At 73.1% G+C, this 22,314-nt stretch carries 24 protein-coding genes; 17 read left to right on the forward strand and 7 right to left on the reverse strand.

All coding sequences use genetic code 11. From position 1 onward, the window contains the following. Positions 1-36: 36 nt before the first annotated feature. Genes ACQ5SO_RS02520 through fliF form a run of 3 tightly spaced genes read right to left on the reverse strand, consistent with a single transcriptional unit; the run spans position 37 to position 2,646 of the window. A complete protein-coding gene (locus ACQ5SO_RS02520) occupies positions 37-372 on the reverse strand; it encodes a FliM/FliN family flagellar motor switch protein (RefSeq protein ID WP_430939989.1) in 336 nt (111 codons plus the stop codon). Continuing rightward, positions 365-1,069 carry a hypothetical protein gene (locus ACQ5SO_RS02525; protein ID WP_430939990.1) on the reverse strand — a complete coding sequence of 235 codons (705 nt, stop codon included), beginning with the start codon at positions 1,067-1,069 and terminating at the stop codon, positions 365-367. The genes ACQ5SO_RS02520 and ACQ5SO_RS02525 overlap by 8 nt, the downstream gene beginning before the upstream one ends. Next, on the reverse strand, positions 1,066-2,646 hold the full coding sequence (gene fliF, locus ACQ5SO_RS02530) for a flagellar basal-body MS-ring/collar protein FliF (RefSeq protein WP_430939991.1): 1,581 nt from the start codon (positions 2,644-2,646) through the stop codon (positions 1,066-1,068). The genes ACQ5SO_RS02525 and fliF overlap by 4 nt, the downstream gene beginning before the upstream one ends. Positions 2,647-2,813: 167 nt before the next feature. Between fliF and ACQ5SO_RS02535 the strand changes: the two genes are divergently transcribed. From ACQ5SO_RS02535 to ACQ5SO_RS02580, 10 genes are all read left to right on the forward strand, one after another. Continuing rightward, positions 2,814-3,329 (forward strand): flagellar basal body-associated FliL family protein, encoded by a 516-nt coding sequence (locus tag ACQ5SO_RS02535; RefSeq protein ID WP_430939992.1) that lies wholly within the window; start codon positions 2,814-2,816, stop codon positions 3,327-3,329. Positions 3,330-3,340: 11 nt separating this feature from the next. Beyond that, positions 3,341-3,808: a hypothetical protein gene (locus ACQ5SO_RS02540; RefSeq protein ID WP_430939993.1), complete on the forward strand. Its 468-nt coding sequence runs from the start codon at positions 3,341-3,343 to the stop codon at positions 3,806-3,808. Further along, on the forward strand, positions 3,805-4,416 hold the full coding sequence (locus ACQ5SO_RS02545; protein WP_430939994.1) for a MotE family protein: 612 nt from the start codon (positions 3,805-3,807) through the stop codon (positions 4,414-4,416). Before ACQ5SO_RS02540 ends, ACQ5SO_RS02545 begins: the two co-directional genes overlap by 4 nt. A gap of 91 nt (positions 4,417-4,507) precedes the next feature. After that, a complete protein-coding gene (motA, locus tag ACQ5SO_RS02550) occupies positions 4,508-5,374 on the forward strand; it encodes a flagellar motor stator protein MotA (protein WP_430939995.1) in 867 nt (288 codons plus the stop codon). Continuing rightward, entirely contained in the window at positions 5,371-7,911 is a 2,541-nt protein-coding gene (locus tag ACQ5SO_RS02555; RefSeq protein WP_430939996.1) for a hypothetical protein, read from the forward strand. The genes motA and ACQ5SO_RS02555 overlap by 4 nt, the downstream gene beginning before the upstream one ends. After that, complete coding sequence (locus ACQ5SO_RS02560; protein ID WP_430939997.1) at positions 7,904-8,626, forward strand: flagellar hook-basal body complex protein; 723 nt, start codon at positions 7,904-7,906, stop codon at positions 8,624-8,626. Before ACQ5SO_RS02555 ends, ACQ5SO_RS02560 begins: the two co-directional genes overlap by 8 nt. Before the next feature lie 68 nt (positions 8,627-8,694). Continuing rightward, positions 8,695-9,480: a flagellar basal-body rod protein FlgG gene (flgG, locus tag ACQ5SO_RS02565; protein WP_430939998.1), complete on the forward strand. Its 786-nt coding sequence runs from the start codon at positions 8,695-8,697 to the stop codon at positions 9,478-9,480. Between the two features lie 28 nt (positions 9,481-9,508). Then, complete coding sequence (flgA, locus tag ACQ5SO_RS02570; RefSeq protein WP_430939999.1) at positions 9,509-9,943, forward strand: flagellar basal body P-ring formation chaperone FlgA; 435 nt, start codon at positions 9,509-9,511, stop codon at positions 9,941-9,943. Next, positions 9,940-10,671, forward strand: a complete 732-nt coding sequence (flgH, locus tag ACQ5SO_RS02575; protein ID WP_430940000.1) for a flagellar basal body L-ring protein FlgH — start codon at positions 9,940-9,942, stop codon at positions 10,669-10,671. Before flgA ends, flgH begins: the two co-directional genes overlap by 4 nt. Positions 10,672-10,698: 27 nt before the next feature. Then, complete coding sequence (locus tag ACQ5SO_RS02580; RefSeq protein ID WP_430940001.1) at positions 10,699-11,283, forward strand: flagellar basal body-associated FliL family protein; 585 nt, start codon at positions 10,699-10,701, stop codon at positions 11,281-11,283. A 255-nt stretch (positions 11,284-11,538) separates the two neighbouring features. On the opposite strand, the gene ACQ5SO_RS02585 is transcribed toward ACQ5SO_RS02580, so the two are convergent. Together ACQ5SO_RS02585 and ACQ5SO_RS02590 are read right to left on the reverse strand one after the other, a co-directional pair. Further along, on the reverse strand, positions 11,539-12,066 hold the full coding sequence (locus tag ACQ5SO_RS02585) for a MarR family winged helix-turn-helix transcriptional regulator (RefSeq protein ID WP_430940002.1): 528 nt from the start codon (positions 12,064-12,066) through the stop codon (positions 11,539-11,541). A gap of 146 nt (positions 12,067-12,212) precedes the next feature. Further along, positions 12,213-13,121, reverse strand: coding sequence for a LysR family transcriptional regulator (locus ACQ5SO_RS02590; RefSeq protein WP_430940003.1), 909 nt, complete (start codon positions 13,119-13,121; stop codon positions 12,213-12,215). A gap of 112 nt (positions 13,122-13,233) precedes the next feature. Here ACQ5SO_RS02590 and ACQ5SO_RS02595 point away from each other — a divergent pair, with 112 nt between their 5' ends. Continuing rightward, on the forward strand, positions 13,234-14,442 hold the full coding sequence (locus ACQ5SO_RS02595) for an acyl-CoA dehydrogenase (RefSeq protein WP_430940004.1): 1,209 nt from the start codon (positions 13,234-13,236) through the stop codon (positions 14,440-14,442). Between the two features lie 74 nt (positions 14,443-14,516). Here the strand turns inward: ACQ5SO_RS02595 and ACQ5SO_RS02600 are convergent, their stop codons facing one another. Then, positions 14,517-14,684: a hypothetical protein gene (locus ACQ5SO_RS02600; RefSeq protein ID WP_430940005.1), complete on the reverse strand. Its 168-nt coding sequence runs from the start codon at positions 14,682-14,684 to the stop codon at positions 14,517-14,519. A 104-nt stretch (positions 14,685-14,788) separates the two neighbouring features. Beyond that, complete coding sequence (locus ACQ5SO_RS02605) at positions 14,789-14,977, reverse strand: DUF1674 domain-containing protein (protein WP_430940006.1); 189 nt, start codon at positions 14,975-14,977, stop codon at positions 14,789-14,791. A gap of 105 nt (positions 14,978-15,082) precedes the next feature. Between ACQ5SO_RS02605 and htpX the strand changes: the two genes are divergently transcribed. From htpX to ACQ5SO_RS02635, 6 genes are all read left to right on the forward strand, one after another. Continuing rightward, positions 15,083-16,072 (forward strand): zinc metalloprotease HtpX, encoded by a 990-nt coding sequence (gene htpX / locus ACQ5SO_RS02610; protein ID WP_430940007.1) that lies wholly within the window; start codon positions 15,083-15,085, stop codon positions 16,070-16,072. Further along, on the forward strand, positions 16,069-17,481 hold the full coding sequence (locus ACQ5SO_RS02615) for a transcription antitermination factor NusB (protein WP_430940008.1): 1,413 nt from the start codon (positions 16,069-16,071) through the stop codon (positions 17,479-17,481). The genes htpX and ACQ5SO_RS02615 overlap by 4 nt, the downstream gene beginning before the upstream one ends. A gap of 118 nt (positions 17,482-17,599) precedes the next feature. Continuing rightward, positions 17,600-19,249: a heparinase II/III family protein gene (locus ACQ5SO_RS02620; protein ID WP_430940009.1), complete on the forward strand. Its 1,650-nt coding sequence runs from the start codon at positions 17,600-17,602 to the stop codon at positions 19,247-19,249. Between the two features lie 102 nt (positions 19,250-19,351). Beyond that, a complete protein-coding gene (gene purH, locus ACQ5SO_RS02625; RefSeq protein ID WP_430940010.1) occupies positions 19,352-20,950 on the forward strand; it encodes a bifunctional phosphoribosylaminoimidazolecarboxamide formyltransferase/IMP cyclohydrolase in 1,599 nt (532 codons plus the stop codon). Between the two features lie 86 nt (positions 20,951-21,036). Further along, on the forward strand, positions 21,037-21,840 hold the full coding sequence (locus ACQ5SO_RS02630) for an alpha/beta fold hydrolase (RefSeq protein ID WP_430940011.1): 804 nt from the start codon (positions 21,037-21,039) through the stop codon (positions 21,838-21,840). Positions 21,841-21,885: 45 nt separating this feature from the next. Continuing rightward, positions 21,886-22,191, forward strand: coding sequence for a chorismate mutase (locus ACQ5SO_RS02635; RefSeq protein ID WP_430940012.1), 306 nt, complete (start codon positions 21,886-21,888; stop codon positions 22,189-22,191). The last annotated feature ends 123 nt before the right edge of the window (positions 22,192-22,314 follow it).

Genomic DNA, 22,314 nt, shown 5'->3' on the forward strand with positions numbered 1-22,314 from the left:
CGTGCGGGGTGTGAGGGTCCGCCGCCGGGGTCACGGTCAGACGCCGCCCGACAGGTCGGCGACCTCGGTCAGGCGCACGGCCAGGCGGCCGGAATCGTCGTCCATCTCCTGCAGCTCGCCGCGGGCGATCAGCTTCTCGCCGATATAAAGCTCCACCGGATCCTCGATCCGGCTGTCCAGCGGCAGCACCGAGTCGCGCCGCAGCGTCACCAGCTCGGCGATCTGCGGCCGCGCGCGGCCGACCGAGACCACCACCTCGATCGGCACGCCCAGCACGGCGGATCCGCGGCTGCGCCGCGTCTCGCCGGGCTCCGCCGCGGCGAGGGCGCCGTCGCCGCCGCCATCGATTTCGCCATCGATCGGGTCATCCATGGGCCCGGGTCTCCTCATCGGTTGCAAAATGGACCGCGACGGCATGCATCGCGGCGTCGACGCAGCGGCCGAGATCGATCGCGTCGATCCCGTCGCCCCAGCTGGCCCGCGCCTCGAGCGCGGTCAGCGAATCGTCCGCCGTCAGCTCGGCGTCGAGCCCGGCCTCGTCCAGCGCGGCGCGGATCGCGGGCAGCTGGTCGGCGGGCGCGGCGACGGCCACCTTCGGCGCGCCGCGGGACGAGAGCTGGTCGTCATGGGCGGCGGCGACCGCCGCGGCGACCTCGGCCGCCAGCCCCGAGCGCGACAGGGCGGGGGCGAGCGCGCGCACCAGCGCCTCGGACAGCTCGCGCAGCGAGGCCGCGGCCTCGGCGTCCGCCCGCTCGCGCAGCAGCGCGGCGTCGGCGAGCCGCTCGCGGATGTCCGACAGGATCAGCCGGCGCTCGGCGATGAAGTTCTGCTCGGCCTGGGCGGCGCCCGCCTCGAAGCCCTCCGCCTTCCCCTCGCCGCGGGCGCGGGCCAGCATCTCGGCCAGCGCCTCCTCCTCGGCCCGGCGCGCCTCCTCCTCGGCCCTGGCCGCGATCTCCTCGGCCGAGGGCGGCGGGGCGGGGCGCACGAACTCCTCGATGCTGGCGCTGCGGGTCTGCGGGGGCGCGTCCTCGTCGTCCTCGAAGCTTTCCCAGTTCATGGCCCTGTTCATGCCGCTTTCCCCGTCTTGTCATCGGATTCGAGCCAGGAGCGGAGCAGGAAGGCGCTGTCCTCGGGCCGCTCCTGCACCGCGTCGCGCAGGGCGGCGAGCTTGTCGACGCCCACCCCTTCCGCGTCAATCAGGTCGCCCGCGGCCTCGATGCTGCGCTCCACGTTGCCGAGCGGATCGGCGCCGAGCTGCAGCGACTCCTCGTCCGACCCGATGGCGCCCGAGCGGGGCGCGGGCTGCATCATCGGGCGCAGCACGAAGAGGATCAGCGCGAGCGTGACGAGGGCGAGCACGACGAGCTGGATCAGCGTCATCGCGTTGGCGGCGAGGAAGCCGCCCGCGCCCGCCTCCGCGAACTCTCCCGCCTCGGCGCCGCGGGCGAACTGCATGGTCTGGATCGAGATCGTGTCGCCGCGGGCGGCGTCGAAGCCGATCGCCGATTCGACCAGCGCGCGCAGCGCCTGCAGCTCCTCCTCCGGCCGGGCGGTCCAGGTCTCGGTCCCGTCGGCGGCGGTCTCGCGCAGCCCGTCGACCAGGACGGCGACGGAGATGCGGCGAATCTCGCCCGGGTTGCGGGTGCGCTCGCGCAGCACCTCCGAGACCTCGTAGTTGACGCGCTCGCGCGAGCGGGTGGAGTTCGAACTCGCGCCGCCGCCGCCATCGGTCTCGACATCGCCGTCGGGCAGGTTCGAGGCGACGGTGACGCCGCCCCCGGCCCCGCCGGTGGATTCGGCGGACGTCTCCTCGGTGTCGGTGGACACCGCGACGCGGGATTCGGGGTCGAGCACCCGTTCGGTGATCTTCTCTGCGTTGCGGTCCGTGTCGAGCGAGACCTCCACGATCACCGATTCGGGGCCGACGCGGGCGCCCAGCAGGCGCTCCACATTGCGCCGCATCGCCTCGGCCCGGTCCTCGCCCTCGGCCGCGGTCCCGGCGCCTTCTTCGCCGGCGCGCAGGGCGATCCCGCGCTCGGCGTCGATGACGGAGACGTTCTGCATCTGCAGACCGGCGACGGCGGAACCGACCAGGAAGCGGATCGCCTCGGCCTGGTGGCCGGGCAGGGCGCCGCCGATGGTGGTGACCACGACCGACGCGGTGGGTTCCGAGCCGCGTTCGAACGGCCGGCGCACCGGGTTGGCGATATGCACGCGGGCGCGCCGGATGGTCGGCAGGGCGACGATGGTGCGCGCCAGCTCCCCTTCCTTCGCGCGCCAGTAGGCGGCGTCGAACATCTCGGCGGTGGTGCCGAAACCGGACAGGGCATCGAGAAGCTCGTACCCCGCGGCCCCGCTTTCGGGCAGGCCGTCCGCGGCCAGCGCCATGCGCATCGCATCGCGCCGCCCCTCTTCGACGAAGATGCCGTCTCCGCGCACTTCGTATTGCACGCCCCGCGATTCGAGGGCGGTGACCACGGCGCCGGCGGCGCTCTGGTCCAAACCTGCGTAAAGCAGGGACATGTTGGGTTTCAGAGCGACGCTCGCCAGGCCGCCGAGCGCAAGAAGCGCGGCGAGTCCAGCAAGCAGCGCCACCAAGCGTTGACGCGGATCGCTTCCTTCCCAGATCGACAGCAGACCGTTCACTCTGATCTCACACCTTTATGGGCCCGCGATCGGCGGGCCGGCCCTTCTGGCTTGACCCGAGGAATGCGCCCCCGTCGCTTAAGATCAGGTTACCTCCCCGGTTTACGTCCTCTTAGGCAGAGCGGGTCTAGGACTTGCCCCAACGCAGCAGGATGCGCGGAGGCGGCATGGCCGACACGGCTGACATCGATCCCGACGACATCGTCGAGGAAGGAAAGAAAAAGGGCGGCAAGGGCGGGCTGATCATCGGCCTCGTCCTGATGCTGGTCCTGGGCGGCGGGGGATTCTTCGCCGTCTACTCGGGCATGCTCGCCCTCCCCATCGGCGGGGGCGAAGAGCACGCGAAGGAGGAGAAGGCGGCCAAGCCGCCGCCGGACCTGCCGCCGACGGCTTTCGTCCCGCTGGACGAGATCGTGATCTCGCTCGGCCGCGGCGCCCGCGCCCGCCACCTGGTGATGAGCGCGGAGCTGGAGGTGGAGCCGCTTCACCAGGCCGAGGTCGAGATGCTCAAGCCGAGGGTGCTGGACGTGCTGAACACGTATCTGCGCGCGCTGGATGAGAAAGACGTGCAGGACCCGGCCGCGATGGCCCGGCTGCGCGCCCAGATGCTGCGCCGCATCCAGGTGGTGACCGGAGAGGGACGGGTGCGCGATCTGCTGATCACCCGCTTCGTGCTGCAATGATCGGCGCGGACATGACCCTGATCGCCGACGGGCTGCTGATCGGCGCCGCCGTCACCGCGGCCATCTACTGCCACGTGCTGTCGCGGCGGCTGCGCAAGCTGGGCGACCTCGACAAGGGGCTCGGCGGCGCCGTCGCGGCGCTCTCGCGCCAGGCCGACGACCTGCGCAAGGCCATGGAGACGGCGCGCAAGTCGGCCAACGAGCAGACGCGCGAGCTTGCGAAGCGCACCGCGCGGGCCGAGGCGGCGGCCGGTCGCCTCGAGATCCTGATCGCCGCGATGCACGACGCCGAATCGCGGCTGCCGCGGCCGCTGGTGCGCGCCGCCGCCCCGCGTGCGGAGGATCCGGAAACGGACGTCCTCGACCCCGAGCCCGAGCTCGAAGCCGTCGGGGGCGATGCGCCCGAGGACGAGCCGCGCTCGTCCCGCGATGCGCTGGCGGCCGCGATTCGCGCGCTGTCCCGCGGGGGGGCGTCATGACGCGCACGCCCGCCCCGGTCCCCGGGCGGCCCCGGGTCGGCGCCGCCGCGCTGATCGTCGGCTGCTTCGTCGCCTCGGCCGCGATCCGCATCATGGATCCCGCCGGGCCGGTGGCCCATGCGGCCGGGGCCCTGGCCGCGCCGGACACGCAGCCGGCCGCGCCCGCCCGCGGCGGCGCGCAGGCCGAGTGCACGCCCGGCGGCGACGCCGGCGCGCTGCTCGAGGCGGTGCGGGAGCGGGAGCTGCAGCTGCGCGACCGCGCGCTTCAGATCGCCGACCGCGAACGGCTGCTGGAGGCGGCCGAGGCGCGGATGCGGGCGGAGCGCGAACGACTCGAGGAAGCGCGCGCGCGGCTCGAGCAGACGCTGACCATCGCCGACGACGCCGCCGAGGCGGACATCAAGCGGCTGGTCGAGGTGTACGAGAACATGGATCCGAAGAAGTCGTCGAAGATCTTCCAGACCATGGATATCGGCTTCGCGGCCGGGTTCCTCGCGCGCATGCGCCAGGACGTCGCCGCGGAGGTGCTCGCCGGGCTTCCGGCCGAGCGCGCCTACGCCATCAGCGCCACGATCGCCGGGCGGAACGCCAACGCGCCGCGTGAATGACCGGCGCCGCCTAGCGTTTTTTTAACCGCGTTCGGCCGACACTCGGCCCCCACGCATCTCCTTGTCTGGAAGAGTTCGAGAGGTCCCCCGGATGGTCGGTATTGTCGGCATCGTGATCATCCTCGTGATGGTGTTCGGCGGCTACGTGGCCGCCGGCGGCAAGATGGGGATCATCATCAAGGCGCTGCCGTTCGAGATGATGATGATCGGCGGCGCGGCCGTCGGCGCGTTCGTGATCTCGAACGACATGGCCGCGGTGAAGCACACGATGAAGGACGTCGGGAAGGTTTTCAAAGGCCCGAAGTGGAAGCCGCAGGACTACCAGGACCTGCTGTGCCTTCTGTATGAGCTGATCCGCATCGCGCGCGGCAACCCGATGGACCTCGAGGGGCATATCGAGGGGCCCCAGGAATCGGCGGTGTTCCAGAAATATCCCAACATCCTCGCCGACAAGTCGGCGGTGGAGATCATCTGCGACACGATGCGGGCCGGGTCGATGAACTACGACGACCCGCACCAGGTCGAGGAGGTGCTGGAGAAGCGGCTGGAGCACAAGCTGCACCATGCCATGCACTCGAGCCACGCGCTCCAGTCCATGGCCGACGGCCTGCCCGCGCTGGGCATCGTCGCGGCGGTGCTGGGCGTGATCAAGACCATGGCCTCGATCGACCAGCCCCCCGAGGTGCTGGGCAAGATGATCGGCGGCGCGCTGGTGGGCACCTTCCTCGGCGTGTTCCTCGCCTACGGCCTGGTCGGCCCCTTCGCCGCCAAGGTGAAGACGGTGATCGAGTCGGACCACACCTTCTACACCCTGATCCGCGACGTGCTCGTGGCCAACCTGCACAACCATGCCCCCGATATCTGCGTCGAGGTGGGCCGCCAGAACGCGCCGGGCGAGGTGCGTCCCGGCTTCGCGGACCTGAACGAGGCGCTGCGCGGCGCCAAGAGCGCCGCATGACCTGGCGCGTCGTCACCTCTCTCGCCGCGCTCGCGGCCCTCGCGCTCCCGGTCGGACAGGCCGGGGCGCAGGAATCGCTGCGCCTGCGCGCGAGCGAGTTCTCCTCGTTCAGCCGGGTCGTGCTCGACCTGCCGCCGGATGCGGCGTGGGAGGTCGATCGGGCCGGCCGCGCGCTGACCCTGCGCCTGCCGAACATCGAGGCGGAGGTCGATTCCGCCGCCATCTTCCCCGAGCGCCGGGTGTCCCGCGTGCTGCGCGCCACCGCGTCGACGGCCGGCGGCGGGTCCGAGATCACCTTCTCGATGTCCTGCGCCTGCGAGGCCGACGTGTATCGCCTCGGGCCGCGCAGCCTGGTGCTCGATTTCCGCGACGGCGCGCGGGAGGAACCGCCGACCGCCGACGCGCCCTCGCCGGTGGTGGCCGAGGCCCGGCCGGCCCCCCGGGCCGCCGCCCCCGCGCCCGCGGCGCCGGCGCCGGCGCCTGCCGCGCAGGCGCCCGCCCCCGATGCCGGTGATGCGCCCGCGCGCGCGGCCGTCGATCATGGCGACGACCACGCCCCGACCGCCGGGGCGCAGGACCATGCCGCGGAAGAGCATGCCCCCACGGATCCCGCCGCCGAGACGCCGGCCCCCTCCGAAGCCGGCGATGACGCGCACGCGGCCGATACGCCGCCGGCCGCGCCGCTCGACGACGTCGCCTCGGTGGTCGCCGAGGCGCAGCGACGCCTGATCGAGCAGCTGTCGCGGGCGGCCGAAGAGGGGCTCGTGGAGTTCTCGGAACGGCCGCAGGCCCCGCCCGCCGAGGAGCCGCAGGCGCCGCCGCATGACGCGCCCGCCGAGGCGCATGGCGACGACCATGCCGCGGATCCGCACGCGGCCGAGCCCGACGCGCAGGGCGCCCCCGACGCGGCCCCCGACGGCGACCCGATGGCCGCCATGCTCGAGGCGGCCCGCGGCCAGGTCGAGATCCGCTCGGTGATCGAGCGGGACCGCCCGCGGCGCGCGCCGACGCCGGATCACTGCATCGCGGATCCGCGCTTCACGCTGCCGGTGCTGGAGGCGTCCGAGGACCCTGCCGTCGCCATCGCCACCCGCCGGGTCGGCCTGATGGACGCGGTGGACGAGATCGTGCGCCCCGCCGCCGCCGAGCTCGCGCGGGTCTACATCGCGCTGGGCTTCGGGGCCGAGGCCCGCGCGGTCATCGGAACCGTCGCGCCGCCGCTGCGCGCCGGGCCGCTTCTGACGGACATGGCGCATGTCGTGGACGGCGAACCCTATGCCGAGGGCGGCCCCCTCTCGACCCAGAAGGACTGCCCCGGGCTGGCCGCCGTCTGGCGGCTTTCGGCGGCGAATGGCGACGGCGCCGAGGTCCCGGACACCGTTCCGGCGGCCGACGCGCTCGCCGCCGCCCTGGCCGAGATCTCGCCGCCGCTGCGGCACCGGATCGGCGCGCGGCTGCTGACCAACCTGCTCGAGGGCGGCCGCCTCGAGGCCGCCCGCCGCGTCGCCTCGATCATGGAGCGCGCGCCGGGTCCGCGCAGCCCGGAGCGGACGCTGGCGATGGCCAAGCTGGACATCGCCGAGGGCAAGGACGCCCAGGCCGACCGCGCGCTTCGGCGCATCGCGGGCGGCTCCTCGCCCGCGGGGGCCGAGGCGACGGCGCTGCTGATCGAGCGGCTGCTGGGCCAGGGCCGCCAGGTGGAACAGGTGCTGATCCAGTCGGCCGCCGCCGCCGCCCTCGCCCATCGCGGCACGCCGCTGGGCGACCGGCTGAAGGCCGCCGAGATCCGGGCGCGCGGCGGCGACCGTTTCATCCCGGCCATGGACGTGCTGGAGACGGAGGTCGAGCGCGGCGAGATCGGCGACCAGACCCTGCGCATGGTGGCGCAGGAGCTGTACCTCGCCGCGGGCCCCGAGCGGGACGGCGACGTGGAGTATGCCGGCGCCGCCATCGCCCGCGCCGGGCTGATGGGCGACGGCCCGGACAGCGACGCCGCGCGCACCGCGACCGCGGACCGGCTGACGCGCATCGGCCTCGCCAACGCCGCGCTGGGCATGGTCGCCCCCAGCGTCGCGCGCCACGACCCCGCGGCGCTCGCCGCCGCCCGCGCCCACGTGGCGCTCGGCGACGGCGACGCGGCGCTGGAGCTGGTCGGCGCCCAGGACGGCGCCGCGGCGCAGAAGGTCCGCGTCGCGGCGCTCGTCGCCGAGGGGCGCCATGCCGAGGCGTGGGAGGCCGTCGCCTCGGGCGAGGGCGTGGACCCCGAGACCCGCTCGCGCTTCGCCTGGCGCGCCGGGGAATGGCGCGCGGCCGCGGCCCTCGCGCCGTCCCCCGCGCGTTCGACCTTCGCGGCCTGGGCCTCCGGCGCCGCGCCGGAGGCCGCCGCCGAACTCGCGCCCTCGTTGTCCGAGGACGCGCTCGCCGCCATGGGGCCCCCGCCCGACACCCAGGAACCCAGCCTTTCCGGCGCCCGCGCGCTGATCGCACGCAGCCGCACCGCCGAGAGCTTCATCGAGGAGGCGCTGCGCGATGGATAACGCCGGCTATGTCACGATCACCCGCCAGAGCGGGCTGAAACAGGAAATGCGCGTCATCGCCAACAACATCGCCAACATGGCGACCACCGGCTTCCGGCGCGAGGGGGCGATCTTCGCGGAGATGGTCAAGGCGGTGCCGGTCGAGGGCGGCTCGCTCTCCATGGCCAAGGCGCATGTGCGCGACACGTTCTTCGGCCAGGGCGAGCTGTCCCAGACCGGCGGCACGTTCGACCTCGCCATCGAGGGCGACGGCTTTTTCCAGGTCGAGACGCCGCGCGGCCTGCGCCTGACCCGCGACGGCTCGTTCCTGCGCAACGCGGATGGCGAACTGGTGACCCCCGAGGGCCACAGGGTGCTCGACGCCGGCGGCGCGCCGATCTTCATGCCGCCGGACGCGAAATCGATCTCGGTGGCCACCGACGGCTCGGTCTCGGCCGACGGCGTGCCGGTCACCCAGATCGGCCTCGTCGCCCCGCCCGACCTCTCGGCCATGACCCGCGAAGGGGGCGTTCTGTTCAACCCCGGGGGGCCGGTCGCGCCGGTCGAGGGCGGCGTCATCCACCAGGGCTTCATCGAGGGGGCCGACGTCTCGCCGGTGCTCGAACTCAGCCGGATGATCGAGGTGCAGCGCGCCTACGAGGCCGGCCAGGCCCTCCAGGACCGGGAGGACGAGCGCATCCGCGCCGTCATCCGAACCATCGGCCAGCCGCGATGACGCGCTGAGCCGCCCGTCCCCGACGTCGAACGACGCCGCCGCAACCCGCCAGAACGGAGGATACGCTCATGAGAGCCCTCAGGATCGCCGCCACCGGCATGCAAGCGCAGCAGATGCGCGTCGAGGTCGTCTCCAACAACCTCGCCAACATGAACACCACCGCCTACAACGCCCGCCGGGCCGAGTTCGCGGACCTGCATTACCAGCAGCTCGCCCGCCCCGGCACGGTCAACGCCGCCGACGGCTCGCTGCTGCCCACCGGCATCCAGCTCGGCCTCGGGGTGCGCCCCGCCGCGGTCTCCATGGATGTCAGCCAGGGCGCGGTGGAGGCGACGGGCGGCGAGCTCGACGTCGCCATCGAGGGCGACGGCTATATCGAGCTGGTGCTGCCGGACGGCCGCTCGGCCTATACCCGCGACGGCGCGCTGAAACGCACCGGCGAGGGGGTGATGGTCAATTCCGACGGGTTCGAGCTCGCCGCCGGGATCACCATCCCGGACGAGACGCGCGCGATCTCGATCAACGCCCAGGGCGAGGTCTACGCCTATTTCAACGACCAGGTGGCCCCGCAGCAGCTGGGGCGGATCGACCTCGTCTCCTTCGCCAATGACAAGGGGCTCGAGGCGATCGGCGGAAACCTCTACCTCGAAACCGAGGCTTCGGGCGCGCCGAACGCGGGCGAGCCGGGCGTCGACGGGCGCGGCACCATGCGCCAGGGCTTCCTCGAGGAAAGCTCGGTCGACCCGGTGCGCCAGATCACCGAGCTGATCGAGGCGCAGCGCGGCTACGAGCTGAACGCCAAGGTCATCACCGCCGCCGACCAGATGCTCGGCGCCACGAGCCAGATCCGCTGAGATGCGCGCGCGAGGAGAACCCCGCGGCGTGACCGCCGTGCTGGCGGCGCTGCTGCTCGCCGCGCCTGCCGCGGCCGCGCAGCAAAGCTCTGCCGAGTCCGGCTTCGTCACGCCCAGCCGCGTGATCCGCGCGGGCGAACGGATCGCGCTCGACGACCTGTCGCGCAGGCCGGGACCGGCGCAGGGCGTGGCCGAGGAGACGGCGATCGCCGGGCTCGAGGCCCGCATCACCCTGTTCCCGGGCCGCCCGATCGCCGCCGGGGACCTCTCGCCCCCCGCGATGGTGGAGCGCAACCAGATCGTGACCCTGCGCTTCAGCCGCGGCCCGCTGACCATCGAGGCGGAGGGTCGCGCGCTGGACCGCGGGGCCGAGGGCGACCGGGTGCGGGTGATGAACCTCGTCTCGCGCGCTTCGGTGGTCGGCCGCGTCTCCGGTCCCGAACTGGTGGAGGTCGGCCGATGATCCGCATCGCGATCCTGGCGCTCCTGATCCTCGCGGGGTGCGAGCGGCTGGACAATGTCGGCAAGGCGCCGACCTTCTCGCCCCCGGGCGCCCCGCTGGAGCCGCCGCCGCCCCCGGCGCCGCGCCGCGTCGCGCTGGCGACCCCGCCGCCCGAGCCGCAGCCGGCAGGCTCCGCCGCCGCCTCGCTCTGGCGCTCGGGCCCGCAATCGCTGTTCGGCGACCGGCGCGCGAAGCGGCCCGGCGACATCGTCACCGTGGTGATCGAGATCGACGACGAGGCCTCGATCAACAACGCGACCCAGCGCAGCCGCTCGGGGTCGGAGAACATGTCCGTCTCGGCGCTGTTCGGCCTGCCCGCGGTGGTCGAAGGCGCGCTGAACGCAAACACCGACCCGGGGGCGGCGCTGAATTCCGACAGCTCCTCCACCGGCGCGGGAAGCGTGGCGCGCAACGAACAGATCACGCTGCGCGTCGCCGCCTCGGTGGTCGACGTGCTGCCCAACGGGCACATGGTCATCGCCGGCGCGCAGGAGGTGCGCGTGAACTACGAGCTGCGCGACCTCCAGGTCTCGGGGATCATCCGCCCCGAGGACGTCTCGCGGCGCAACGAGATCACCTATGACCGCATCGCCGAGGCCCGCATCGCCTATGGCGGGCGCGGCCAGATCATGGACGTGCAGCAACCCCGCTACGGCCAGCAGATCGCCGACATCATCCTGCCGTTCTGACCGGTCCCCCTCCCGAGGCCTTCCGACATGAAAAAGCTCCTCCCCATCCTCCTCGCCATCATCGGCCTCGTCGGCGGTCTAGCCGCCGGGCATTTCCTCAAGCCCCCGCCAGAGGAACATGCGGAGGCGGGCGCCGAGGGCGCGGCGGAGGGCGGACACGGGGCCGAGGCCGCGCATGGCGCGGATGACGGGCATGGCGGCGGGCACGGGGACGGCCATGACGAGATGGCGGCCGAGGACCCGAGCGACATTCCCAAGCCCGAGGACCATGACCCCGAGGAGGCGGCGCAGTTCCAGTACGTCGCGCTCGACAAGCAGTTCGTGGTGCCGCTGGTGGACAAGGCGCGGGTCAAGGCGATGATCATCATGTCGCTGTCGATCGAGACCAAGGGGGACGGCGTCGACATCATCCGCCAGCGCGAGCCGAAGCTGCGCGACGTGTTCCTGCAGGTGATGTTCCGCCATGCCCAGTCGGGGGGCTTCGACGGGGTGTTCACCGGCGGGCAGGTGATGGCGGACCTGCGTTCGGCCCTGCGCGACGCGGGGCAGGGCGTGCTGGGCGAGGCCGCCCATGACGTGCTGGTGACCGACATCGTGCGCCAGGACATGTGAGGCCGGGGCGCCGCCGCCGGGGCCGGATCGCGGCCCGCCGCTGCGCTGCGGGCGCCGCCCGGATGGCGGGACCCGGCGACGCCGCCCCGGCGCGCCCGCCCGGATGGCGGCGCCGCGCCGTCGCGTCGCCGCTGCCGCGGGGTCTGTCGCGGATCGCCGCGCGTCGCCCGCCGCCGGCCGCCGCCCGGAACGCGAAACGGCCGCCCGGGTCCGGGCGGCCGCGTCGTTCTGGCCGGAGCGTTCGGTGCGGGCGGATCAGATCGCCATCGCCCGCTCGAGCTCCATCACCATCCCCGGCAGCGCCTCGCAGGCGCCGGTGCAGTCGGGGCGGCAGCGGGTCTTGTTCTTCTCTTCCCGCAGTTCCTCGGCGCGGACCGAGAGCTTGTCGATCAGCCCGTCCACCACGGCCCGCTCCGAGGCGTCCAGCCCCTCGAGCAGCCAGGCCTCGCGCTCGCGCACGATGCGGTCGGCGTCGGCCACCATCTCGCGGCCCGCCTCGGTCAGGTGGATGATCTTGATGCGCCGGTCCTCGCGCGCCTCGTGGCGGCGGATCAGCCCGCGTTCCTCGAGCTTCGAGGCGGCGCGGGAGATGGCGACCTTGTCGAGCTCGGCCAGCCGCGCGATCTCGCGCGTCGGGGCGGGGTCCGCCTCGGCCGCCGCGGACAGCACCCGCCACTCGTCGGCGCAGAGCCCGAACCGCGCCGCGTGCACGGCGTTCATGGACTCGTCCACCGCGCGGGCGAGGTTGACGAGGCGGTACGGGAAATAGCTGTCGATCTTCATGGTCCGGCCCTCCGAAACGATTTCGAGCACCAACCTAGCGACGCGGAAATGAACCGCTTTGATCCATGTCAACGTTTGTTGCGATAATGCGAATGTGACCTGCGGCCTTTTGCGGGCGCCCGCTCTGGGCCGCCGGAAGACGCGGCTCAGCCCACCCCGTCGCGACCGCGCTGCGCCTCGGTCAGCAGCCAGTCGCGGAAGGCCTGCAAGGGGGCCGAGGGCGGGCGCCCGGCGGGGCTGACCATGCGGTAGGCGCCGCGGCTCTCGACCGAGTGGCCGAAGGCCACGACCAGCTCGCCGCGCGCGAGCTCCGTCTCGGTCATGAACAGGGGCAGGAGCGCGACGCCGACACCGGACATGGCCGCGCGCGACATGGCGGCGAAATGGTCGAACACCATGCCCGGCGCGCGCGGCGGCGGCGCGCCATGGGCCGCGAACCAGTCCGCCCAGGCATGGGGCCGCGTGGCGATGTCGAGCCGCGGGGCCGCGGCGATGTCGGCGGGCGAGGCGAAGCGCCGCTCGGCCGCCATCGCCGGGGCGCACATGGCCGCCATCCGCTCCTTCATCAGCTCCACGCCAACGGCGCCGGGCCAGTCCGCCTCGCCGAAGGTCAGCGCCGCGTCATGTCCCGCGGCGGCGAGGTCGAAGGGCGCCAGCGCGGTCGAGAGGTTCACGGTCACGCCCGGATGCGCCGACAGGAACCGGGGCAGGCGCGGCGCCAGCCAGCGCGCGCCGAAGGTGGGCAGGATCGCCAGCGACAGCACGCCGCCATCCGGGTTCACCGCCGCCGCCTGGCTGGCCGCGCCGATGATCGACAGGGCGCGGGCGACCTCCTGCGCATAGGTCTCGCCCGCCCGGGTCAGGGTCAGGCGGCGGTTGGCGCGCAGGAACAAATCGACCCCGAGGCGCTTCTCCAGCGCCGCCACCTGGCGCGAGACGGCCGATTGCGTCAGGCCCAGCTCCGCCGCCGCCTCGGTCGCGCTGCCGAGCCGGGCGGTCGCCTCGAAGGCGGCGAGATGGGCGGTGTCGGGCAGGAAGCGGCGGGGGATGGCCATGGATGCATTCCAATTTGTCATGCGAAACGCCGTATCATTCATTGGCGAAACGGGTTCGCGCAAGCTATCCATGCGCCAAGCGAAAGCAAACATCCTGGGAAGGAGACGCATCATGGCCGAAGGCGCAGGCAAGGGCCCCTCGCTCGCCAGCTTCAACTGGGAGGACCCGTTCCTCCTGTCCGACCAGCTGACCGAGGAGGAGCGGATGCTCTCCGAGGGCGCGCATGCCTTCGCGCAGGCCGAGCTGGCCCCGCGGGTGACCAACGCCTATCTCAACGAGACGATGGAGCCGGAGCTCTTCGCCAAGATGGGCGAGGCCGGGCTTCTGGGCGTGACGATCCCCGAGGAATATGGCGGCCTCGGCGCCGGCTACGTCTCCTACGGCGTGATCGCGCGCGAGGTGGAGCGGGTCGACAGCGGGTATCGCTCGATGATGTCCGTGCAGTCTTCGCTGGTGATGTACCCGATCGAGGCCTACGGCTCCGAGGAGCAGAAGAAGAAATACCTGCCGGGCCTCGCCGCGGGCACGCTGATCGGCTGTTTCGGGCTGACCGAGCCGGAGGCGGGCTCGGACCCCGCGGGGATGAAGACCCGGGCCGAGAAGATCGACGGCGGCTACCGGATCTCGGGCGGCAAGATGTGGATCTCGAATGCGCCCTTCGCGGACGTGTTCGTGGTCTGGGCCAAGTCGGACGCGCATGGCGGCAAGATCCGCGGCTTCATCCTTGAGAAGGGGATGAAGGGGCTGAGCGCGCCGAAGATCGAGGGCAAGCTGTCCCTGCGCGCCTCGCCCACGGGCGAGATCGTGATGGACAAGGTCGAGGTCGGCGAGGATGCGCTGATGCCGGGCGTCGAGGGGCTGAAGGGCCCGTTCGGCTGCCTCAACCGCGCGCGCTACGGCATCGCGTGGGGCGCGATGGGCGCGGCCGAGGATTGCTGGCTGAAGGCGCGGCGCTACGGCCTCGACCGGATCCAGTTCGGGCGTCCGCTGGCGCAGACCCAGCTGTTCCAGAAGAAGCTGGCGGACATGCAGACCGAGATCTCGCTCGGCTACCAGGGCGCGCTGCGGGTGGGCCGCCTGATGGACGAGGGGCGCGCGGCGCCGGAGATGATCTCGATCATCAAGCGCAACAACTGCGGCAAGGCGCTGGATATCGCGCGGCTGGCGCGGGACATGCACGGCGGCAACGGCATCATGGCCGACTACCACGTGATGCGCCACGCGACGAACCTCGAGACGGTGAACACCTATGAGGGCGCGCATGACGTGCACGCGCTGATCCTCGGGCGCGCGCAGACCGGGCTGCAGGCGTTCTTCTGATCGCCGCCCCCCGCGCAGACGAAAGGCCCCGCCGGGTTCGGCGGGGCCTTTTTTCGTGCGCGGGGGCAGGGGCTTCAGCGGCGGCGGACGAAGCGGAACCAGAGGGCGTGCAGCCCGACCAGCAGCGCCAGGTAGACGGCGAGGCCGAGGGGCGAGGTCTCCATCTCCAGCACGCGCGCGGCGATGGCGAAGAGAGGGGTGGCCACGACGATCAGGATCATGGCCTGCAACAGGTGGGTCATGGGAATGCTGCCTTGTGCGTCCGGGGAAGCCGCGCCCGTCGCCGCCGCGCGCGTGTCGGCGCTGCGCCGGCGCCGCGGTCGGCGTCGTGCAGGTGGCGCCGCGATCAGAAATCGATCGCGATGCCCTTCTTCTCCCAATCGCCATAGCGGACCGGCTCGGGGCCGTCGCGGCCGCCCAGTTCCGTGGGCAGGGCCACGTCCGGGGTCTCGGCCTTGCGGGCCTGCGCCTCGGCCAGGGCGCGTTCGGCGGCGGCCTTGATGCGGGCGGCTTTCGCTTCGTCGTCGGCGGACATATATCGCTCCTCGAACGGAAACTGGCTTTCCCACCGCAAATAGGCCGCGCGCGGGCGCGAGGCAAACGCCGCGCCGCCGCGGCTCCCGAGGATGAGGGCTCCGAGATGAACCAGGTCAAGACGATGATGCTGCTCGCCGGTCTCACCGCGCTGTTCATGGGCGTGGGCTGGATGATCGGCGGAACCGGGGGCGCGCTGCTGGCGCTGGTGGTCGCCGCCGGGATGAACTTCTGGGCGTTCTGGAACTCCGACAAGGCGGTGCTGAACCGCTACGGCGCCCGCCCCGTCACCCGCGCGTCCCAGCCCGAGCTGCATGACATGGTGGCCCAGCTGGCGCGCAACGCGAACCTGCCGATGCCGGCGATCTACATCATCGACGAGGCGCAGCCCAACGCCTTCGCCACCGGGCGCGACCCGAACAACGCCGCCGTCGCGGCCACCACGGGCCTGCTGCGGACCCTGTCCACGGAAGAAGTGGCGGGGGTGATGGCGCATGAGCTGGCGCATATCAAGAACCGCGACACGCTGGTGATGACCATCGCCGCGACCATGGGCGGCGCGATCTCGATGCTGGCCAATTTCGGGCTGTGGTTCGGGGGCAACCGCGACAACCCGCTGGGGGTGGTGGGCGTGCTGCTCTCGGCCCTGATGGCGCCCTTCGCGGCGATGCTGGTGCAGATGATGATCTCCCGCACCCGCGAATATTCCGCCGACCGGCTGGGGGCCGAGATCTGCGGCAACCCGCTCTGGCTCGCCTCGGCGCTGGCGCGGCTGTCGCAGCCGCATGCGCAGATGGAGCGGGCCGAGCGCGACCCGGCCTCGGCGCATCTCTTCATCGCCAACCCGCTCAGCGGGCGCGGCGCGGACAACCTGTTCTCGACCCACCCGTCGATGCGCAACCGCATCGCGGCGCTGGAAGAGATGGCCCGCGGGATGGGCGTGCGGCCCGGGGCGCGCTTGCATGGCCTCTCGGCGCCTGTCATGGGGCGGGGGAGCGTGGCCGAGCCCTATGCGCCGACGGCGCGGGAGCGGCGGACCGCGATCCCCCGGGCCGGGGTGCGGCCCACGACCAAGCGGCGGGGACCCTGGGGATGAGCGACGGACAGGCGGGCGGCGGCAAGGGCCCCGGAAAAGGCCCCGGCAAGCGCGGTGGCAGTGGCGGGCGGCGCGGCGGGTCCCACCGGGGCGGGCCGCGGCGGGACGGTCCCGCGCGGCGCCCCGCGCCCGAGGGCCATGACGCGCGCCGCGAGGCGCTGCGGCTTCTGATCGGCGTGCTGGAGGACGGGCGGATGCTCGCCGATCTCGCCGAGGACGCCCCGGCGGGCCTCGCCCCCGCCGACCGCGCCCGCGCCCGCAGCCTCGCCGCCCTGACCCTGCGCCGCATCGGCCAGGCGGATGCGGCGCTGAAACCCTTCCTGCGCTCGAATCCCCCCGGCCCGGCGCGCGCGGCCCTGCGCATGGCGGCGGCCGAGGCGCATGGCGATGGCGGCCCGGTCCACGCGGTGGTGGACGGCGCGGTCTCGGCCCTGCGCAGCCTCGGGGCGGGCGGGCTCTCGGGCCTCGTGAACGCCGTGGCGCGCAAGGCCTGCGGGCCGGACGGGCTGGCGGCGTGGGAAAAGGCGGGCGAGACCGCCAACGCCCCCGGCTGGCTGCGCGACCGGCTCGAGAAAGCCTGGGGCAAGCGCACCGCACAGGCGATCCTGCGCGCGCAGCTTTCCGCCCCGCCGCTGGACCTGACCCCGCATCCGCGCGCCGACGCCGCGCTGCTGGCCGCGGACATGGGGGCCGAGCTTCTGCCCTGCGGCTCGCTGCGGCTGGCGCGGCAGGCGCAGGTCTCGGCGCTTCCGGGCTTCGACGAGGGCGCCTTCTGGGTGCAGGACGCCGCCGCGGCCCAGCCCGCGCGGGTGCTGGCGCCGCAGAAGGGGGAACGGATCCTCGACCTCTGCGCCGCGCCGGGGGGCAAGACGATGCAGCTCGCCGCCGCGGGGGCCGAGGTGACGGCGCTCGACATCTCCGACCGGCGGCTGGAGCGGGTGGCGGAGAACCTCGCCCGCACCGGCCTCTCGGCCGAGATCGTCTGCGTCGACGCCCAGGAATGGTCCCCCGACGCGCCCTTCGACGCGATCCTGCTGGACGCGCCCTGCTCGGCCTCGGGCACCGTGCGGCGGCACCCGGACCTGCCGCAGATCAAGCAGGGCAAGGACGTGGAGGCGCTGACCGCCCTCCAGGACGCGCTGCTGGAGAAGGCCTGGAGCTGGCTGCGCCCCGGCGGGCGGCTGGTCTTCGCGACTTGCTCCTTGTTCCCCGAGGAAGGCGAGGCACGCATCGCCGCCTTCCTGGAGCGCCATGCGGATGCGACCCGCGCGCCGGTGGACCCCGCCGCGCTGGGCGGGGACCCGGACTGGGCGACTGCGGATGGCGATCTGCGCCTTCGGCCCGATTTCCTGTGGGAAAAGGGCGGCATGGACGGGTTTTTCGCCGCCGACCTGCGCAAGCGCGGGTGACACCGCCCGCGCCCCGGGGCTATAGCTGCGGGGCGCGCGCGCATGTTGCAGCGCAGCGCACGCCCGCCGGGGCCCCGTGGCCCGCGCGCAGGACGGGCGAAAGACGAGGCCTTTAGCGTTGAGCGACCTGTTCTCCGGTTTCCAGATCAAGCTTGCCGGCTTCGGCGGCGCGCCGACCGCGCTGGTCGGGCGTCCCGCGCCGATCTGGATGGGAGAGAGCGCCCGCGGCCGCGCGATGATGCGCGGGGTCTATCGCCTCGCGGGGCAGGAATTGCAGGCCCCGGGCTTCGGCCCGTGGAAGCTGCGCGCCCCCTCGGCCGCCTTCTCGGACGCCTTGCACGGCTTCGACTGGCTGGGCGATTTCGCGCTGCTGGCGGGGTCCGAGCCGAAGCGCGTCGCGCGCTCCTGGATCTATGGCTGGATCGCGACGCATGGCGAGCGGGGCGAGGGCGAGGGCTGGCGCCCCGGCCTGGCGGGCCGCCGCCTGATCGCCTGGTCGGCCCATGCCGGGCTGGCGCTCAACGACGCCGACCCGGAGCTGGCCAAACGCTTCTACCGCGCCGTGGGCCAGCACGCGCGCTACCTCGCCGGTCATTGGAAGAAGGCGCCCGAGGGGCGGCCGCGGATCTGCGCGCTGGCGGGGCTGGTCTGGGCCTCGCTCGCCTTCGACCGCTTCGCTTCCGAGGTCGCGCGCAATGCGCAGGCGCTGGGGATCGCCGCCGACCGTATGACCGCCGCCGACGGGGGCATCCCGTCGCGCAACCCCGAGGAGCTGTCCGAGGTCCACCTCGTGCTCGCCGCCGCCGCCGAGGCGCTGGGCGCGGCGGGCCACGCGGTCCCGGATGATCTGAAGGCCGCGCTCGACCGCATGGCCCCGGCGCTGCGCCTGCTGCGCTTCGGCGACGGGCGGCTGGCGCGGTTCCATGGCGGCGGGGCGGGGCCGGAGGGGCGGCTCGACCACGCGCTGGCGCTGGCCCGCGCGCCGCGCACCGCCCCCGCCCGCGCGGCGATGGGCTTCCGGCGGATGCATGCCGGGCGCAGCGCGGTGGTGATGGACGTGGCCGCGCCGCCCGCGACGCCGGAGGCGCATGCCTCGACCCTGGCGCTGGAGCTGTCCAGCGGTCCGCGCCGCATCCTCGTCTCCGCCGGGCCGGGCCGCGCCTTCGGGGCGGAATGGGCCGACGCCTGCCGCGCCACCGCGGCGCATTCGGCGCTGACGGTCGCCCGCACCTCCTCCGCCCGCATCGCGTCGCGCGCCAAGGGGCCGGGGCCGCACCCGTTCTCGGAAGGCCCTGCCACGGTGACGGCCGAGGAGGCCTCGGACGGCGAGGGCGAATGGCTGCTGGCGCGCCATGACGGGTTCCTCTCCACCCACGGGCTGATCCACGCGCGCCGCCTGTTCCTGTCGCTCGACGGCCGCGATTTCCGCGGCGAGGACACGGTGGAAAGCCCCGACGCCAGGGCGCAGAAGCTGGTCGACCGCGCGGTCAAGGCGCTGGGGGACCATGGCGAGCGGGGCCTGCCCTTCGCCGCCCGCTTCCACCTGCACCCCGAGGTGCAGGTGGCGCAGGATGGCGGCGACTTCACCCTGTTCGCGGGCGCCGAGCGGTGGCGATTCTCCTGCACCGGCGGGCGCGCGGGCCTCGAAGACGCCGTTTACTTCGCTTCCGGGGCCCCGGAGCCGCTTGCGACGAAACAAATCGTGGTCTCCGCCCGCACGGAGGGGTATTGGGGCCGCGTCACCTGGGCTTTCCGCCGCGAGGGCTGACGCGCGCGCCGCCGGCCCGCGTCTCCCGGGCTGAGGGCCCGCCCCTGTTTTCCGCGCCGCACGGGTCCGATCCCCCCTGGCGCGACAGCCGGAGCCTTCCCCATGACCGACGCCGCCGCCGGGCTCGTCCGCCCCGTCCGCGCCCTCCTTTCCGTGTCCGACAAGACCGGCCTTGAAGATTTCGCCAAGGCGCTGGTCGCCAAGGGCGTCGAACTGGTCTCGACCGGCGGCACCGCCCGCGCGATGCGCGACGCGGGGCTGAACGTGCGCGACGTAGCCGAGCTGACCGGCTTCCCGGAGATGATGGACGGCCGCGTGAAGACGCTGCACCCCAAGGTCCATGGCGGCCTGCTGGCGCTGCGCGACAACGCCGAGCACGTGGCGGCGATGGACGCGCACAACATCGTGCCGATCGACATCCTCGTGGTGAACCTCTACCCGTTCGAGGAGACCGTCGCGAAGGGCGCCGACGCGGCCGAGTGCATCGAGAACATCGACATCGGCGGCCCCGCCATGATCCGCGCCGCCGCCAAGAACCACGGCCATGTCGCCGTGGTCACGGACGTGGAAGACTACGCCGCGGTGCTGGAACAGCTGGACGAACACGGCGGCACCACCGCCGCCTTCCGCACCACGCTGGCCGCCCGCGCCTATGCGCGCACCGGCGCCTATGACGCCGCGGTCTCCACCTGGATGTCGGCCCATGCCGGCGACGCCGCCCCGCGCCGCCGCGCCGTGGCCGGGACCCTGCGCCAGACCCTGCGCTATGGCGAGAACCCGCACCAGTCGGCCGCCTTCTACGTCACCGGCGACGACCGCCCGGGCGTGGCGACGGCCCAGCAGCTCCAGGGCAAGGAGCTGTCCTACAACAACATCAACGACACCGACGCGGCTTATGAGCTGGTGGCGGAGTTCGACCCGAACCTCTCGGCCGCCTGCGCGATCATCAAGCACGCCAACCCCTGCGGCGTGGCCCGCGGCGCGACCCTGGCCGAGGCCTACCAGCGCGCCTTCGACTGCGACCGCACCAGCGCCTTCGGCGGCATCATCGCCCTGAACCGCGTGCTGGACGGCGAGACGGCCGAGGAGATCGCCAAGATCTTCACCGAGGTGGTCATCGCCCCCGGCGTCGACGAGGACGCCCGCAAGATCTTCGAGAAGAAGAAGAACCTGCGCCTGCTGACCGTCGACGGCCTGCCCAACCCCGCCGCGCCCGGCACGACCTGGCGCCAGGTGGCGGGCGGCTACCTGCTGCAGGACCGCGACGCGGGGCGCATCACCCTCGACGATCTGCAGATCGTGACGAAGAAGGCCCCGACCGAGGCGCAGCTCAACGACCTCCTGTTCGCCTGGAAGGTCGCCAAGCACGTGAAGTCCAACGCCATCGTCTACGTCAAGGACGGCGCCACCGTGGGCGTGGGCGCCGGGCAGATGTCCCGCGTCGACAGCACCCGCATCGCCGCGCGCAAGGCGCAGGACATGGCCGAGGCGCTGGAGCTGCCGCAGCCGCTCACCATCGGGTCCGCCGTCGCCTCGGACGCGTTCTTCCCCTTCCCCGACGGGCTGCTGACCGTGGCCGAGGCGGGCGCCACCTGCGTGATCCAGCCCGGCGGCTCGATCCGCGACCAGGAGGTGATCGACGCCGCCGACGAGGCGGGCCTGGCGATGGTCTACACCGGGATGCGCCACTTCCGTCACTGACGGGCGCGGCCTGATGCATCGGGGGCGGGCGAGGGGATGACCCTCGCCCGCCCTTGTCGTATCGAGTGGGGCGAAGGAGACCCGAGATGCGCCTGAACACCATCATCGCCGAGCCGAAAACCCCGTCCGACCTGCCGCCGCTGGTGATCGTCCACGGCCTCTACGGGTCCGCGAAGAACTGGGGCGCGATCTCGAAGCGGCTGGCGCAGGGGAACGTGTGTCCCGCCCGGCGCGTGGTGGCGGTGGACTTGCGCAACCACGGCGACAGCCCCTGGGGCGAGGACGCGTCTTACCCGGCGCTGGCCTCGGACCTGGCCGAGACCATCGAGGCCGAATGCGGCGGGCGCGCCGACGTGCTCGGGCACTCGATGGGCGGCAAGGCGTCGATGCAGCTCGCCCTGACGCGCCCCGAACTGGTGAACCGGCTGATCGCCGCCGACATCGCCCCCGTGGCCTATGAGAACCACGGCCACCTCGCCTATATCCGCGCGATGAAGGGCGTGGACCTGTCCACCGTGAACCGCCGCGCCGCCGCCGAGCCGCAGCTGCGGGACGGCGTGCCCGACCGCGCCCTGCGCGCCTTCCTGCTGCAGTCGTTGGCGGTCGAGGAAGACGGGACCGCGCGCTGGAAGCTGAACCTCGACGCGCTCGAGGCGCACATGCCCGACATCGTCGGCTGGCCCGGGACGGAAGGGGAATTCACCGGCCCCACCCTCTTCGTCCACGGCGCCAATTCGGATTACGTGGGCCCCGAGGCCCGCCCGCAGATCAAGCGCCTGTTCCCCGCCGCCCGCTTCGTGGCGGTGAAGGAGGCGGGCCACTGGCTTCATGCCGAGCAGCCAGAGGCCTTCGTGCAGACCGTCGGCGGCTGGCTCAAGGCCACCGACTGACGCGCGCCCCCTTCGCAGGCCCAGCCCCCCGCAGGAGACACCGCCATGACCGCCCGCAAACCCGCGCAGGACTGCGCGTCCCTCGCCGAGATCCGCGCCGGGATCGACAGCCTCGACGCCGAGCTGATCGCGCTGCTGGCCGAGCGCATCGGCTATGTCCGCCATGTCGCCCCGTTCAAGATCAAGGAGGGCGTGCCCGCCGCCGCCCCCGACCGCGTGGCGCATGTGCTGGCGGCCGTGCGCGCCAGGGGCGAGGCCGCGGGGCTGGACCCCGACATGCTCGAAGCCATGTGGCGCCCGATGATCGACTGGGCCATCGCCCACGAAGAAGAGGTGATGGGCAAGGGCTGAGCCGCCCGCCGCCCGCGCCCGGGCGGCGGGCGCCGCCCTCCGGCCCCGAACGGGGGCTTGCCCCCCTGAGGGGGCGGACGCCCCCCCGCAATGCAAAAGGGCCCGCGCGATCCCCTCGCGCGG

This window comes from Rhodovulum sp. DZ06, from assembly GCF_050586345.1.
In the GTDB taxonomy this organism is placed as follows: domain Bacteria; phylum Pseudomonadota; class Alphaproteobacteria; order Rhodobacterales; family Rhodobacteraceae; genus JBOCEF01.